The sequence below is a fragment of the Citrobacter freundii complex sp. CFNIH2 genome (assembly GCF_002880615.1).
GTDB lineage: Bacteria > Pseudomonadota > Gammaproteobacteria > Enterobacterales > Enterobacteriaceae > Citrobacter_A > Citrobacter_A amalonaticus_F.
This window is the reverse complement of record NZ_CP025757.1, coordinates 885,569-899,427: the sequence shown is the minus strand read 5'-3', so window position 1 is coordinate 899,427 and position 13,859 is coordinate 885,569. Positions and strand designations below refer to the sequence as shown.

The 13,859-nt window shown below is 50.8% G+C and carries 25 protein-coding genes and 2 pseudogenes; 21 read left to right on the top strand and 6 right to left on the bottom strand.

Annotated elements, in window-relative coordinates:
- The 5 genes from WM46_RS04565 to WM46_RS04545 form a co-directional block, all read right to left on the bottom strand.
- Entirely contained in the window at window positions 1-687 is a 687-nt protein-coding gene (locus WM46_RS04565) for a replication protein P (protein WP_102601550.1), read from the bottom strand.
- Window positions 684-1,631: a replication protein gene (locus tag WM46_RS04560; protein ID WP_102603773.1), complete on the bottom strand. Its 948-nt coding sequence runs from the start codon at window positions 1,629-1,631 to the stop codon at window positions 684-686. The genes WM46_RS04565 and WM46_RS04560 overlap by 4 nt, the downstream gene beginning before the upstream one ends.
- A 53-nt stretch (window positions 1,632-1,684) precedes the next feature.
- Window positions 1,685-2,380, bottom strand: coding sequence for a phage antirepressor KilAC domain-containing protein (locus WM46_RS04555; RefSeq protein ID WP_102601549.1), 696 nt, complete (start codon window positions 2,378-2,380; stop codon window positions 1,685-1,687).
- A gap of 93 nt (window positions 2,381-2,473) precedes the next feature.
- Window positions 2,474-3,019, bottom strand: a complete 546-nt coding sequence (locus WM46_RS04550; RefSeq protein ID WP_102601548.1) for a toxin YdaT domain-containing protein — start codon at window positions 3,017-3,019, stop codon at window positions 2,474-2,476.
- Window positions 3,020-3,049: 30 nt separating this feature from the next.
- Complete coding sequence (locus tag WM46_RS04545; RefSeq protein WP_102601547.1) at window positions 3,050-3,295, bottom strand: hypothetical protein; 246 nt, start codon at window positions 3,293-3,295, stop codon at window positions 3,050-3,052.
- 84 nt (window positions 3,296-3,379) lie between these two features.
- Between WM46_RS04545 and WM46_RS04540 the strand changes: the two genes are divergently transcribed.
- The 4 genes from WM46_RS04540 (at window position 3,380) to WM46_RS04525 (ending at window position 5,413) form a co-directional block, all read left to right on the top strand.
- Complete coding sequence (locus WM46_RS04540) at window positions 3,380-4,156, top strand: helix-turn-helix transcriptional regulator (RefSeq protein ID WP_102601546.1); 777 nt, start codon at window positions 3,380-3,382, stop codon at window positions 4,154-4,156.
- Window positions 4,157-4,354: 198 nt separating this feature from the next.
- Window positions 4,355-4,651 carry a DUF1902 domain-containing protein gene (locus WM46_RS04535; RefSeq protein ID WP_102601545.1) on the top strand — a complete coding sequence of 99 codons (297 nt, stop codon included), beginning with the start codon at window positions 4,355-4,357 and terminating at the stop codon, window positions 4,649-4,651.
- Window positions 4,652-4,662: 11 nt separating this feature from the next.
- A complete protein-coding gene (locus WM46_RS04530) occupies window positions 4,663-4,947 on the top strand; it encodes a type II toxin-antitoxin system HicA family toxin (RefSeq protein ID WP_102601544.1) in 285 nt (94 codons plus the stop codon).
- Window positions 4,948-5,032: 85 nt separating this feature from the next.
- Window positions 5,033-5,413: an outer membrane protein assembly factor BamE gene (locus WM46_RS04525; protein WP_102601543.1), complete on the top strand. Its 381-nt coding sequence runs from the start codon at window positions 5,033-5,035 to the stop codon at window positions 5,411-5,413.
- A gap of 43 nt (window positions 5,414-5,456) precedes the next feature.
- On the opposite strand, the gene WM46_RS04520 is transcribed toward WM46_RS04525, so the two are convergent.
- The gene (locus WM46_RS04520; RefSeq protein WP_102601542.1) at window positions 5,457-5,660 is read right to left on the bottom strand and encodes a hypothetical protein; all 204 of its coding nucleotides are present in this window, start codon (window positions 5,658-5,660) and stop codon (window positions 5,457-5,459) included.
- A gap of 438 nt (window positions 5,661-6,098) precedes the next feature.
- Between WM46_RS04520 and WM46_RS04515 the strand changes: the two genes are divergently transcribed.
- From WM46_RS04515 to WM46_RS26750, 17 genes and pseudogenes are all read left to right on the top strand, one after another.
- Entirely contained in the window at window positions 6,099-6,590 is a 492-nt protein-coding gene (locus WM46_RS04515; protein ID WP_102601541.1) for a hypothetical protein, read from the top strand.
- An 85-nt stretch (window positions 6,591-6,675) separates the two neighbouring features.
- Complete coding sequence (locus WM46_RS04510) at window positions 6,676-6,921, top strand: hypothetical protein (RefSeq protein WP_102601540.1); 246 nt, start codon at window positions 6,676-6,678, stop codon at window positions 6,919-6,921.
- Window positions 6,922-6,957: 36 nt separating this feature from the next.
- Window positions 6,958-7,476: an AP2/ERF family transcription factor gene (locus tag WM46_RS04505; protein WP_102601539.1), complete on the top strand. Its 519-nt coding sequence runs from the start codon at window positions 6,958-6,960 to the stop codon at window positions 7,474-7,476.
- Window positions 7,477-7,607: 131 nt separating this feature from the next.
- A complete protein-coding gene (locus WM46_RS04500) occupies window positions 7,608-7,877 on the top strand; it encodes a hypothetical protein (RefSeq protein ID WP_001752702.1) in 270 nt (89 codons plus the stop codon).
- The gene (locus tag WM46_RS26295) at window positions 7,874-8,032 is read left to right on the top strand and encodes a hypothetical protein (RefSeq protein ID WP_187394443.1); all 159 of its coding nucleotides are present in this window, start codon (window positions 7,874-7,876) and stop codon (window positions 8,030-8,032) included. Before WM46_RS04500 ends, WM46_RS26295 begins: the two co-directional genes overlap by 4 nt.
- Window positions 8,029-8,238, top strand: coding sequence for a cell division protein FtsZ (locus WM46_RS04495; RefSeq protein ID WP_102601538.1), 210 nt, complete (start codon window positions 8,029-8,031; stop codon window positions 8,236-8,238). The genes WM46_RS26295 and WM46_RS04495 overlap by 4 nt, the downstream gene beginning before the upstream one ends.
- 72 nt (window positions 8,239-8,310) lie before the next feature.
- On the top strand, window positions 8,311-8,592 hold the full coding sequence (gene gamL, locus WM46_RS04490; protein ID WP_102601537.1) for a host nuclease inhibitor GamL: 282 nt from the start codon (window positions 8,311-8,313) through the stop codon (window positions 8,590-8,592).
- A gap of 9 nt (window positions 8,593-8,601) precedes the next feature.
- Window positions 8,602-9,516, top strand: coding sequence for a recombinase RecT (locus WM46_RS04485; RefSeq protein WP_102601536.1), 915 nt, complete (start codon window positions 8,602-8,604; stop codon window positions 9,514-9,516).
- Window positions 9,513-9,995: a siphovirus Gp157 family protein gene (locus tag WM46_RS04480; protein ID WP_102601535.1), complete on the top strand. Its 483-nt coding sequence runs from the start codon at window positions 9,513-9,515 to the stop codon at window positions 9,993-9,995. The genes WM46_RS04485 and WM46_RS04480 overlap by 4 nt, the downstream gene beginning before the upstream one ends.
- Window positions 9,996-10,009: 14 nt before the next feature.
- Window positions 10,010-10,471 carry a hypothetical protein gene (locus WM46_RS26580; protein WP_262360513.1) on the top strand — a complete coding sequence of 154 codons (462 nt, stop codon included), beginning with the start codon at window positions 10,010-10,012 and terminating at the stop codon, window positions 10,469-10,471.
- Window positions 10,468-11,787, top strand: a pseudogene (locus WM46_RS04470) (DNA cytosine methyltransferase); the annotation flags it as partial. The gene WM46_RS26580 and the pseudogene WM46_RS04470, both read left to right, overlap by 4 nt.
- Entirely contained in the window at window positions 11,776-12,378 is a 603-nt protein-coding gene (locus WM46_RS26755) for a phage N-6-adenine-methyltransferase (protein ID WP_316245629.1), read from the top strand. The pseudogene WM46_RS04470 and the gene WM46_RS26755, both read left to right, overlap by 12 nt.
- A complete protein-coding gene (locus WM46_RS04465) occupies window positions 12,375-12,869 on the top strand; it encodes an HNH endonuclease (RefSeq protein ID WP_049108575.1) in 495 nt (164 codons plus the stop codon). The genes WM46_RS26755 and WM46_RS04465 overlap by 4 nt, the downstream gene beginning before the upstream one ends.
- On the top strand, window positions 12,866-13,084 hold the full coding sequence (locus WM46_RS04460; RefSeq protein WP_045332436.1) for a hypothetical protein: 219 nt from the start codon (window positions 12,866-12,868) through the stop codon (window positions 13,082-13,084). Before WM46_RS04465 ends, WM46_RS04460 begins: the two co-directional genes overlap by 4 nt.
- Window positions 13,081-13,377 carry a DUF4406 domain-containing protein gene (locus WM46_RS04455; RefSeq protein WP_102601533.1) on the top strand — a complete coding sequence of 99 codons (297 nt, stop codon included), beginning with the start codon at window positions 13,081-13,083 and terminating at the stop codon, window positions 13,375-13,377. The genes WM46_RS04460 and WM46_RS04455 overlap by 4 nt, the downstream gene beginning before the upstream one ends.
- Window positions 13,374-13,565 (top strand): DUF1382 family protein, encoded by a 192-nt coding sequence (locus WM46_RS04450; RefSeq protein WP_102601532.1) that lies wholly within the window; start codon window positions 13,374-13,376, stop codon window positions 13,563-13,565. The genes WM46_RS04455 and WM46_RS04450 overlap by 4 nt, the downstream gene beginning before the upstream one ends.
- A 91-nt stretch (window positions 13,566-13,656) precedes the next feature.
- A pseudogene (locus WM46_RS26750) lies at window positions 13,657-13,839 on the top strand (TraR/DksA C4-type zinc finger protein); the annotation flags it as partial.
- Window positions 13,840-13,859 lie beyond the last annotated feature (20 nt).

The window sequence follows — 13,859 nt, the reverse complement described above, 5'->3', positions numbered from 1 at the left end:
TCACACCATCCCGTTATTTTTCATGCGGTCGTATTTGGCTTTCAGAAGCTGTGCCGGTGTTGGCCCCTGTTCTGTTTTCGGGGCGGCCAGAGCGCGGCGAACAGGGGGGACCGGATGCCCCTCATCGGCACGTTTCTCCCAGTACGCCAACACCTCGCAAGCGACAACTTTCAGTTCTTTCTCGCTGAGCTGACCGTCTGTGCTGCGGCGACGTAACTCCAGGCAAATGTGGTACATGACCGGTTGTGACCAGGGATATTTCTCGCTGCTTGTGTACTTGAAGACGAGCCGCTGCCATTGCTTAAACTCAGCCATTACGTCATCAACACTCACGCCAAACGGCCGCATTTCTTGTTTGCACCAGGCGACGAACTGACCAGGAGATGGCAGGAACGGTTTTGCCTGTCGGCGTGCAACACGCATACCAGCGTCGACTTGTTCCATGGTGGTGACACCGTTCTCGGCAAAGGCCATGACCCACTGGCGGCGAATTTCGTCCATATCGGTTTGATCGCGCCCAGCCAGTGCCGCCGGGAACGCCGCGAGTAGCTGTGTGAACACACCGTTGATGATCTGCGCCACCTGCTCAACAGGTGATTTTTCTCCGTACTGTTCCGGAAGATTGTTCGCAATTCGGCGCATCTGCTCACGGTCGAAATTGTGCATCTGCTCTGCAATTGGCTTCATATTTTCACCCCGTGAATCCAGTCAGTGTTGGTCAGGTCAACCTTTGGTTTTCCGGTGCTAACTGAGCCTGTTCCGGTTTCTGCGCGCTCCATAGTCAGCCTGTCCCACTGCTTGCGCAGACTGGCTGGACACATGACGTTTTTGTGCCAGAAATGGTGTTTACTGGCCCAGTCGTACAGGTCGCAAATTTCACGATGTGTACGCCCGTCGATCTGGTTCGTCAGGCGAATATCATTCGACCAGGCTCTCAGGTCAGGTTCTTTGCAGGACGGGTTGATTTTCTTCACGCGTACAGCGATCCACTCGGCAGCCTTCAGGTCGTCAGCGGTTCCCCACCTGGCACCTGACGGTGTGTAAATCACCGCTTCAGGATGAGCAGATAAAAATTTCTTCAGACGGGCGTCGGTGAATTCGCGAGAATTCTTCGACGAAGATCTTTTAATGTTTTTATTCTTGTTATTACCTTCTTGTTCATGATGTGCGGGGAATTGTGCGGCCTTATGTGCGGCATACCCATCAGAACCCGCGCCACTACTGGCTTCGTCATGTGCGCCTGTATGTGCGGCTTTATGTGCGGGTAAATCGTCCATTTTTTGAGCATATTCAGCATAATTTGTGATAGTGATCACCCTGCCTTTTCGCTTCTCTCCAGTGATGGTGATCATCCCTTCGCGGACAAAAACAGACAGCATTCGCTCAACAGAATCCCTGCTTGTTGGCACTCCGTTTCTGTCGCAAAGCTGAAGGCCTAAATCGGCTGCAGTTACTACCAGTTGACCGGTATGCAGAGGCCATTCACGCCCCTTAAATGAGGCAATGTAGGGTTGTCTGGCTGCGCTCATAAGCAGGTTCTCCCACAGAGTGCGAAGATAAACATCCTTCGCCCATGGCTGCTTAAGCACGCTCCGGTACAACGGGATGTAACCAGACTTCTGGTTTTCCATCCTGTTGCTCCTGAGTTGCCTTGCGGCGTTTAAGTCATAGACGGTCGCCATTGTCATGCTGCACGCTCCTTAACCTGCTGAGCGGCCCATAACCCGGCGATCCACTGGATGCCTTTAGGTGTGAATTTGTTCTGAGTAAACGCATGGCCGTTAAACTGGTTTTCACCTGTCTTCACAGTGAACCGACCTGCGTCAATGTGCTGCGCGTACGGCGTCAACTTCCCGGCCAGCAGATACATGATTTCGTTATCCAGCAGGAACTGGCGAAAGAGGTTTTCTTTGATGTGCAGAAGTTTGCAGGTCTCGCGAAATCCGAGCGAACCCGACGCATTAACGTAGCTGTCAACGAACTGAACCTTCGGCGCCGCAATGGAAAGTTGATTCTCAAGCTGAAGCTTTTCTTCAGCCAAATCTGCAGCCAGGCGCAGTGCTTCAGGCAGTGTCTGCGGAAGCAGAGGGCGAGATTGCTCTTCAAGTTCGTGGAGGCGACGTATCACTCTCATGCGAAGCTGAGCACTGTAGCCGGTTACCAGGCATTCGGTATGCTCACGGTCAAGAGCATATTCACGGTATTCCTGACCGTTCTGGGGGTGTACGAAGTTTTGCGCACACCCAATAACGTCTTCACCGAGTTGCTCAAACATGCGTTCTATATCGCGCATCACATCGAAATGACGCTTATCAGTAAGATCCGCGATTTCACGGCTTGTCATCTTCAGGATATTGCCCGTATTGATTATTCCTGACATACTTACCTCGTTAGTGTTGTTGACATAACACAGTGTTTTGAGAGCCGTAGCTGCTACCAACAGCGCGGCTTTCGCCTTTCTTGATACTTCCCATCACATAACCCCAAGCATCGAAGTGACCATGGCCATCAGAGGCGCAGTCAGGTCCGGGTCAACACGGAACATCTCTACGATCCCCTCACTAAGTTCCTTCAGCTTTTGATGGCGCGGAGCATTCATCGCAACGGCCACCTTCGCCTCGCTCGTTTCCCTCTCAAGGCGCGCTAAACGGGACATGAAGCTGTCTTCTGGCAGCAGACGGGGACGATACTCCAGCGGAAGAACGGCCATGATTGCAGGCGCCAACTGGCGAATGTTGTTGGCGGCGTATTCGGTATCGCCATCAATCCAACGAAAAACCTTCTGCATCTGGCGGTGCGAGTCAGTCGGGATATCCAGACCGTCGCCGCCGGTTGTCCGCCACTCTTCCACAATCAGCGCTGCGACAAATTCACGGCTGCGGCAATCAGCAGCCCAGGCGCGAACAGCTGCGCGGATCCCATCGATGTTTAACGCCGTGGAACCAGGTTCCCGGCGATTCTGGTAAATCATCGCCGTTGGCGAAAATTTGTTACCTTGTTGATACGCAAGTGAATGCATTGCTTTCCCTTTCGTGGTTAGGGCCGCCGGTCAGGCGGCATGGGAACCATGTTTAATTCGGTCAGGGTTTGCGGCCTGAAGCAGCCACTCTGCCGTAAACTGCCCTTTTGATGCGTCAGCCAAAAGCTGTGAATAATTGGTTTTCTCTGTGTACTCAGTACGAGGCAATGCCGCGTTCTTTACCCACTTGTGAATAGCAACATTCGACAGACCGCATAGGCGTGCTGCTGCGGTTTGTCCGCCTACAGCTTCGATTGCAAATTGCATTGGGTTCATAGTGTTTTCCGTTAACTATATTAACTACGAGTTAAGGTTATATCTTAACTGACAGTTATGTCAACTCTAATTGATAATTAACACATGGTTAAAAAAGACGATTTAAAAGAAGAATTTTCAAAGAGACTCCGCGCTGCATTACTTGATGCTGGCGTGGGAGGTCGTGGGCAGGCTGGCAGGATCAGAGAGGCTATGAAGTCACAAGGGATTACCGTATCTGAGCCAGGGATCTGGAAGTGGCTTAACGCATCAGCAATACCAGACCAAACCAATATATTGGCCCTTAGTCGCTGGCTTGGAGTTCGTCCTGAGTGGCTGGAATACGGCAGAAATGATCCCGACAATGAACAGCACAAAGAATCCTCTATTCCACCAGAATCAGAATGGGGAACCATTGAGGTATGGGACAGTAACACTCCGTTAGGTAACGATGAGGTTGAAGTTCCGTTCCTGAAAGATATTGAGTTCGCCTGTGGAGACGGAAGAATTCATAGCGAAGATCATAACGGTTTCAAATTACGGTTCTCAAAGGCTACTCTTCGGCGCATTGGTGCCAACAGCGATGGGTCAGGCGTTTTGTGCTTCCCGGCAACGGGAGACAGCATGGAACCGGTTATTCCTGACGGCACTACAGTAGCGGTGGATACGAACAACAAACGTGTTGTTGACGGAAAACTCTATGCCATTGGCCAGGCTGATGGCGGAAACAACCAGTTAAAACGCATTAAGCTGTTATACCGCAAACCTGGTGGCAAGCTGATCATTCGCAGCTACAACAGCGCCGCATACCCGGATGAAGAAGCTGACATTGATGATGTTGAGATAATCGGCCGCCTCTTCTGGTACTCGGTTTTGCTGTAGCAGTGGCCTAATGAGACGTTTGGGTGATTTTCTGTTTGTTTTTTAGGCTATCAATCTCTGGCTTGTGGATAAGTTGGAAGGTATTCGCTGCTAATGTGTTGACATTTACAAATTATAGGTATTTTTGGGTTGTCTAAAATTACCTATAGGGTAAACTTCACTTAAGCTCCTACATGAGAGCTTCTGAGGAGAGATAAAATGAAAACCTTACGTTGCATGGCCTACCAGCAGAACGGTGTTTACGTAGCTGCATGTTTAGACCTGTCATTGGCAGCGCAAGCAGACACTATGCAGGAAGCCGTAAACAAACTGGATGAACAGATTAAAGATTTTTTCACTGAAGCGCTATCAGAGCCGGAATATGCAAAACGACTACTAAGTCGGAAAGCACCTTTATCTATGTGGCTTAAGTATTGGGTGATTGCATTTCAGGTTTTTGTCAGAAAACGAGGTGAAGCAAAACTCTTTGCTGAGCCTTGTGATGCTCATGCTTAGGGTTACATTACATGTTCTTGAAAAAACTTACCCCTTTGAAATACGACGAGGTAATCAGGGGGCTTAAGAAAATGGGGTTTGAAATAAAACCCAAAACAGGAACCTCTCACGAACAGTGGGTTCTCAAGAACAGTAAAGGGAAATGGGTGGTTACAGTTGATAAGCATCACGCCCCATTCTCCAGAGATTTAATAAAATCCATGGCTAAGCAAGCTGGACTGAAAGATCGTCACTTTCATGCGTTATGCAGAGGTGACGCAACGCTTGAGGATATAGGATTCCAAATCATTAGCTAAGACCCGGCCACCGCGCCGGGTTTTTATTTGAACAATTAATTCATAATGTTAAGATGTTTCCGATTGCAATCAACGGAAACCAACAATGAAAAAAATAGCTCTGGCAGTGGCTTTGGCAGTAACCTTGGCAGGATGTGCATCTTCAGGTAACCAGCAACTGAAAAATGAAACTGAAACAAGCGTCCAGTCGAAAATCCAGGAAGGGAAAACCACCAAAGCTGAAGTGAAGTCCGTCTTCGGATCTCCTGACGCTGTGTCTTACACAGATGGCGGTAACGAAATCTGGAAGTACGCCTTCGCCAAAGTTAAAGTTAACGGAACTTCCTTCATCCCCTTTTATGGTCTTTTCCATAACGGAACAAACGGCACCAAAAAAGAGTTGACCATCCTCTTTAAAGACGACAAGGTGCAGAAATACACCATGGCTGAATCAGCGATCAACACTAAATCGGGTTGGGCTGATTAATCATACCAATAGATGCCCGGCCCCGTGCCGGGTTCTTTATCAACTACCCTTTCGGCAGAGACAGAATGTCAATTGCCAACTCTACAGCCAAGTCCACATCCTCCTCCTGCCATAGCACCTGGATCATCTCAATCAAAGCATCTCTTGACGGCTCGCGCTGTTCGACCAACACCTGCATAACCGCCGTACCCAACACCTCAATCACCTGCGGGTGCATTTCCGCAAAAAATCTTTCTTCGTTCGACATATCCAAGCCCTAATTGATGTTTTTTGCAGCATATCACTTTACGGGAAATCTTATAACAGAACTAAATTAACCAATAAATCATAACCTTAATAACTATCACCAAAATAATTAACCATTGGTTATTGACTGAAAATAACCACTAGTTAATAATCAACTCATCGAAACGAAACATCGACAGCTGAGCGAAGTTGGCCAGCGGCGGACAGCAAGTCGCCTGCTCATTAAGAATTCAGTCAAGCAGCAAATCACCCGGAGCGCTCCTGGCAAATTGAACAGAGCGCCCAATAGGATTGAGGCAGGTGTGTAACGCGTGGCGGGTATAGCACACGAAGAGGACTCCGCACCGGAATGGTTTGCTGCTCAGTTCCCGAACATCGGGGAATCTTTACCAGCAGCTCTTCACCGAGGGGCTGACGGTAAATAAACAGAGAGGTGGGTATGAGTAAACGCCTGGATATTTTGAAAGCGTCTCTGGCAAAGAAAGAGGCGCGGTTTGATGAGCGGCTACAGCATCACTTTGACACCGTGGCGCAGGCAAATGGGCAGCCACTTAATGATAAGCGCAACGGACGCGCAACGCTGAATAAGTGGGATAAACAGAATGATGCACTAAGGGCTTTGCAGGACAGTATTCAGCGCACCAAGGACGCTATCGATCGTGAAGAAACAAAGATTGCTCTCGTAAGCCTAGTTGAACTGCCAGCATATCTTCAGCAGGCGATTGATGATGGCCTTATCACACAATGGCGAAAGCATCCTCGATTCTTCTTCGTGGTTGGCGTCAGCGGCGGGCGTATCGTTCTGAATGAAGATACCGGAACTATCGGGCATCGCTATCTGAACAAGGTATCAAAAGCCGAATACCCCGCGTTCCGGGATGTTTTCAACAAACTGAATCGGCAATGCCGAGAATTAAACCAGGTCGCATAACAGCGGCCTTTTTTACGCCCGTCAGCGGGTAACTACAGAGGGTAAGGCGATGGCATGTAAGTGTTTTACAGAAGTTAAGGAAAGGATGGTAGAGCGCGTTAAAGAGGCGATTGGTGACAGCGTCCATTCGATGGATGAGTGTGATTTTGGTAACCGCGTTTGGGTTCTCGAAAAAGGCGACTATTGCCAGGTAATGCTCCCGTTCAACGTGCGATATCGCAAGCGCAAGAAAAACGGAGATCCAGAGCAGCGCCTAACAAACGCTGACACCAAACTCGCAATCAACTACTGCCCATTCTGCGGGACGAAGTTCGAAGGTAAAGCCGCATAACCTGAATCATCATTTGTAATTGCAGAGGGCAGTGGCATGGGAGGAGCTAACCAACTTCCTAATCGTGAGCAACTAAATGAAATCCTTAGTTATGACCCAACTTCAGGCAAGTTTACATGGAAGGTAAGTAGGGGAAAGGTTAGATCTGGACAGCCAGCCGGAAGTGTTAACTCTCAGGGTTATATTCTAATAAAAATCCACGGAAAAAACCTCAGAGCACACCGAATCGCTTTCTTCATGGTTTATGGAGAACAGCCCCGAGTTGTTGATCATATTGATGGAGATATTTTGAACAACCGCATAGCCAACCTAAGAGCGGCCTCACTGAAGGAGAATCAACAAAACAGGAAAAGTAAACAAGGTAGCAGCTCAAAGTTCATTGGTGTTAGGTGGAAAAAACAGTGCTCAAAGTGGAATGCAGAAATAACCATAAGAGGTAAAAAGAAGCACATCGGTTACTTCGATTCAGAAGAGGAGGCAGCAAAAGCATATGACAGAGAAGCTCTTCTACTAAACAAAAACTTCGCACGATTGAATTTCCCAATGAGCCGCTAACCAGCGGCTTTTTCATACCTGGAGTCATTTACGAGTGGCTCAAGTTATGACAACCGGCGGCCATCCACCGCCAGATATTGCGCAACCCCATTATTAACGTTCCGTTCGCCGCGATAAGGCCAAGAGGATTTATGACAATTGATTTTGAAGTGAAAGCTACAGGTATTGATGTTTCAACAAGTGGTTACCGCGACCACGTCAATTTAGAAGTTCGTGGCGTGGAACTCTCAGACCTTGTCTCTGAAATTGAAGGGAAAGCGCTCTTTCAGGAAATCGATCTTGATGACTACATAGACTGGGCTGAGGCCGCTGGTCACATCGAAGACATTCTTGAACGGCTTGATGTAGATGAAGTTATCGCATGGTTGCGCAGCAACGGGCACCTGGAGACTGAATCATGACAGTCACCCACAACGGCAAGCAGTACACCGCCAAAAAGCTCAACGATAACGAGTGGCAACTGACGTCGATATCGGCACCGCGGGAAAAACTGGTGCTGAACAGCTGGCAGATGCATATCGCTGGCCTCCTGGAACAGGTTGAGGTGAAGGTATGATTTCCCACTACGGCACTACCCCGCTCATTCGCCAGTGTGTAATGCCTGGCATGATGGCATTGCATGAAGGCCGAACCTATCGCGTCTCAGCAGTCATTCAGGAGCGCAAATGGGTTTACCTGCACACCGATGCAGAAATCATCCGCCTCAGTGACTGTGTGATTGACGTCCTCCTGGACGGTCACGGCAACCCTATCCAGCACTAACCACCCTATTCAACCGATCGGCCTGGCTTTCTGCGGGCGGGATCTGCACATCCAAATTTCAGGAGTTCAGCCATGAACGCATACCTCACTTACGACCGCATCGAAGATCGGCGCTGGGTTGAGCAGCAGCTCGACGACGAGAAAGAGAAGTGGATCGACGACCGGGCTAAAGAACTGATCGCCATGTTCCCTAAAGACCCACTTTCAATGCGCTCCCTCTTCCTTCCAGCGGCAGCCACTCTGGCGCTAACCGGTGATAAAGCAGTTGAGCATTACAACGACTATATCAATCGCCTTTGCTACGACCGTGCAGAAGAAGAGTGGGATCGCCTTCATCCAACCTGCCCGTTTTAAGGAGTGATTATGAGATTCGATCTGATTCAGTTCGTTAAGGAGCAGGAGCCGCTATTTGTCGGTGCCCTTACCGACCAGTCTCTGACATGGGCAAAGGAATGCCAGTTCGCTATCCAGTTATTCCAGCGCAATCAAAAACTAGCAGAAACGGCGATTGCCAACCCCGCCAGCGCCCAGAACGCGATCATCAACGTTGCAGCGGTCGGCATAAGCCTGAACCCTGCCAGCAAACTGGCTTATCTGGTCCCGCGCGACGGTATGGTCTGCCTCGATATCAGCTATATGGGCCTTCTGCACATCGCCCAGTCGGCTGGCGTCATCAAGTGGGGGCAGTGCAAGCTAGTTCATGCTAGCGACGACTACGAAACACTGGGTCTCGATAAGGCGCCAGCTCATAAATACAACCCGTTTGCCACACCTGACGCTCGCGGCGCCGTTATCGGTGGCTACTGCACAGTTAAAACCGCTGATGGCGACTATCTCACTGAAGAGATGAGTCTCGCTGAGATAGAAGAAATCAGGAAAGTGAGCAAAGCGGGAACATCACCAAAAGGCCCATGGGTCAACTTCTGGTCTGAGATGGCCAGGAAGACGATCGTCAAAAGAGCATATAAATACTGGCCGCGTGCTGACCGTCTGGATAATGCCGTCGATGTGCTCAACGAGAGCGAAGGGATATACACCGAGCCAGTTATGCCCTACACCCCTGAAAGCGAGATCATTCAGTCAGAAGAAAACGCAAAACAGGAATTTACCAACACCATCCAGTCGCTGTGTGAAGACATGAAGCAGGCGAAAAATATGCATGCTCTCAAAACCCACTTCCAGGCAGCTTACAAAATGACCGTCGGAATGCAGCTTCAACAAGAGGTGCAGGCCGTCTACGCCAAGTGCAAAGCAAAATTCGAAGAGGTTACGCAATGACAGCTCTTTACCAGATCGCCAATGACTTCGCCAAGCTGACTGATTCAGGCATGGAGCCTGAAATGATCGCCGACACTCTCGATTGTATTGAGTGGGAACTGGAAGCAAAGGTCGAGCAGATCCTCGCCGTCTGCAAAAACGAATCTGCTTATGCCGAGGCGCTGAAAGAAGAAAGCAAGCGACTTGCAGAGCGCGCAAAAGCTGCTGAGAACCGCGTGGCAAGTATGAAGGATTATGTTGCCACATCACTGGAAACAGCCGGCAAAAAATCCCTTAAAGCTGGCATTCATCAGGTAACGGTTCGCGCGCCGTCTAAGTCAGTAGAGATTACTGATGCCAGCGCGCTTCCTCCTGAGTTTGTCGAATACGAGACGAACATCAAACCTGACAAGCTAGCTATAAAACATCAAATTGAGGCTGGCGTAGTGATCCCCGGCGCGCAAATCAAGCTCGGAAAACCTTCCTTGATCATCAAATAGTGGAGGAGTGCTCAATGCGATGTGAACGTTGGCAACCCTTTGAAAACCTGTTCCTGCATGAGGTTGGGGCAAAGATGCCCCGCTCAGAAATAGCAGAAAAGCTTGAGCGCTCCGAATCGGCAATCACTCGCCAGGCATCACGTATCGGCGCACCACTTATCAGCAGGATGACCGGCAGACGCTGGACTAAAGCCGAGTTATTCCTTCTCCGTCGTTTCACTCCGGAAGAAGTCGCCACAGCAACCGGGCGCTCCATCTACTCCATACGCAGCAAATTACAGTCTCTGACCAGAGCGTCAGGAGGAAAAGTCATGCCTGAATGGACAGCAGAAGAAATTGCATACCTGTGGCGCCACACAAACGCAGAAGTCTCTGAGATGACTGGTCGGAGTATCGAAGAGGTCGGAGATAAGCGTCTACAGGTGAATATCGAGCGGAATAGCTGGAATAAATTCGATCCGGAGCGTGCATCATGAGATATGGAAGCGTGTGCAGCGGTATCGAAGCTGCCAGTAAAGCGTGGGAACCTCTCGGCTGGAAACCTGCCTGGTTCTCTGAAATCGAACCATTCCCTTCCGCAGTCCTCGCCCATCACTGGCCGGAAGTAACCAACCTCGGCGACATGACCAAAATCGCCGATGCGGTGCGCGCTGGTGAAGTAGAAGCGCCTGATGTTCTGGTCGGTGGTACGCCTTGCCAGGCATTCAGTATCGCCGGCTTACGTGAAGGCCTGTCTGATGACCGCGGCCAGTTAACCCTCTCTTACGTGGAATTAGCCAATGCAATCGACGCAAAGCGCCGCGAACGCGGTGAGCCAGAAGCAATCATCGTCTGGGAAAACGTCCCCGGCGTGCTCAGCAGCAAAGACAATGCCTTCGGGTGCTTTCTGGCAGGACTTGCCGGAGAAAGCAGTGAATTGCAGCCAGCAGGGGGAAAATGGACGCACGCAGGTTGTGTGTCTGGACCAGAAAGGGTTATCGCCTGGCGCGTCCTTGATGCTCAATTTTTCGGAGTGGCCCAACGACGCAAGCGTGTGTTCGTTGTCGCAAGTGCTCGAGCAGGATTCGATCCCGCAGAAGTACTTTTTGAGTTCGACGGCATGCGCCGGGATACTCCGCCGAGCCGAAGCACGGGGAAGGCTGTTGCCGCCCTTACTGCGCGAGGCGTTGGAACGTGTGGTGCAGACGACAATCAGGCACAAGCTGGACACCTGATTGCTTTTGGCGGTGGCAATACTGCCGGTCAGATTGATGTGGCGACAGCCTGCACCGCGCATGGGATCAGGTTGGATTTTGATACTGAGACTTTCGCAGTGCACGGTACGCAGGATCCTGACACCAACCGAGAACTGGCGCATACACTTGGTCGTAACAACGGACAGGAAAACGCCTGCATCGCATTTAGCTACAAAGATAATGGGGCTGATGCGACGTCGGATCTGTCACCAACGATTCGCGCAGGCAACCACGATAAAAGCCATGCTAACAGCGGTCAACCTCCAGCCATCTGCATCCAACATGCTTCTATCGGTCGTCACGATGCAGCTGGCCCTCAGGGTAAAGGTTATCAGGAAGATGTGGCTTTCACTCAGGATTCGCGCTCATCCGCTGACGTCGTTCAATACGGTATGCAGGTTCGCCGTCTAACACCGATTGAGTGCGAGCGCCTTCAGGGCTTTCCTGACAATCACACTCTGATCGGCTGGCGCGGGAAGGATGCTGATGAATGCCCGGACGGGCCACGTTATAAAGCTATCGGCAATAGCATGGCAGTACCGGTTATGCGCTGGATTGGTGAGCGCATCGCCGCAGCGCTGCCAGCAGAGAAGTTGCATGGTGATTATGGCGGGAGTAAAACACCGCTCGACCAGCGAGACCTCTGGCGAACTCCTCCCGCCCTCTTCGCCTCCCTTGATGCTGAGTTTTGCTTTCAAATGGATGCCGCCGCGGCGCCGCATAACGCACTATGCCGGAAGTTCATCACCGCCGAGCAGAACACGCTGGAAACGTCATGGAATGATTACCTGAATGCGCCTGGCTACGTTTGGCTGAACCCGCCGTACAGCGACATCACGCCATTCGTGAAGAAGGCCGCAGCCGAGAGCGCCAATCAGATCGGTACGGTCATGCTGGTACCTGCTGACACTTCGGTTGGCTGGTTCAAAGAGGCTATTCAGACTGCAAGCGAAGTGCGCTTCATCACCGCCGGACGGCTGGCATTTATCAACCCGGTCACCGGTAAGCCAGTAAGCGGCAATAGCAAAGGATCCATCCTGATTATTTGGCGGCCATACCCCCGCACGCATTGTGAGTTCACTACGGTTGAGCGAGATGTGTTGATGGAGTTTGGTAAAAAGCTACTAGCTAGGCGGGAGGCTGCATGACCGAAGGTATTGATCAGCTTATTTATAACGACGAGTTTCCCGGGCTTGCGTACAACAAATTTACCGGCCAGTTCTTTGGAAGAAAAAGTGGAAACCCGATCGGCAGGATGCACAACAAGGGTTACTGGCGAATAGCTTGCGGCAAGAAGTGCTATCTCGCCCATCGGCTGGCTTGGTTCTTCTGTTATGGGGTTTGGCCCAAAGAGATTGACCATATCGACAATAACAAGCTCAACAACTCCATCGGCAACCTACGTGAAGTCACCCACCAACTTAATCAATTAAATATGCCACTGCGCAGTAATAACACGAGCGGTGTGAAAGGGGTTAATTGGGATAAGCATCGTAAGCGGTGGCGCGCCAGGGTGATTATTAACGGCAAGTATTTCACTGCCGGACACTTCAAGGAAATTGCAGATGCCGAGGTGGCAATCAGGGCACTCCGCGAGCAAGTCCATGGAGAATTTGCAAATCATGGGGGCAAGTCATGACGCCAGAAAAAGACAACGCCATCCGCGCCGCCTGCCGCCGTTGCACCGAGGAAATCCAGCAGGCCATGCGCAAGAAGCCAAAGCCTAACTGGAACGAAACTGTGCCTCCCATCATCAACAAGCATCACAAGAAAATTGAAGCTCTGGGAGTTAGCCTCCTGGAGTTCGTCGTATACACAGGGCGGCTTAATCGCCGCTTCGGAGTGGAATCGTGAAAGTTTATATTGCCGGTCCCATGAGTGGGCTACCTGATTTTAACCGCGCCGCTTTCAACCATGCGCATGTTTTCCTCGGGTCGAAAGGTCATGTGGTCCTTAATCCCGCACTGCTCCCGGATGGATTAACTCAGGCGGAGTATATGGACATCTGCCTATCAATGCTTCGCTGTGCTGATGCTGTTTTCATGCTGCGTGGCTGGGAAAAATCTGCAGGCGCCCGCGCGGAGAATGCCCTGGCCGAGAAGCTGGAAATGGAAATTATCTTCCAGGAAGAGGATCGCGCCGCATGAACAGAGCCTCACCAGTTGATTTGAGAAAAAGCCTCGAAATTGCCAACCACCTCGCACACATCGGTATTCGCTTTGTGCCGATCCCGGTGGCTACCGAGGAGGCATTCCAGACGCTGACCGCCGAGTTATCGCGACGGCTTGAGCAGATTGCAGTCGAAGCCGAGAAGAATGAAGGCGGTGCCGCATGAAATCGTTAATCACCCGGGAGTTTAAGGCTCCCTTTTTATTGCTGGCGTTCACCTTCAACCGAATTAACCGACAGTTCCGGGAGCATTGATTATGGCCGACATCATCGACACCGCAGCAGAGATTGAAGAGCTTCAGCGTAACGCTGCCCTTTCCGCTCACCGCATCGACAGCAACGCCGTATCAGCTGAGTATTGCAGTGAATGTGGCGAGGATATCCCGGCGCCGCGGCGCGCTGCCGTTCCCGGCTGCCAGACATGCGCGGAATGTCGAGCTAAAGAAAAAACAGAGGGGAA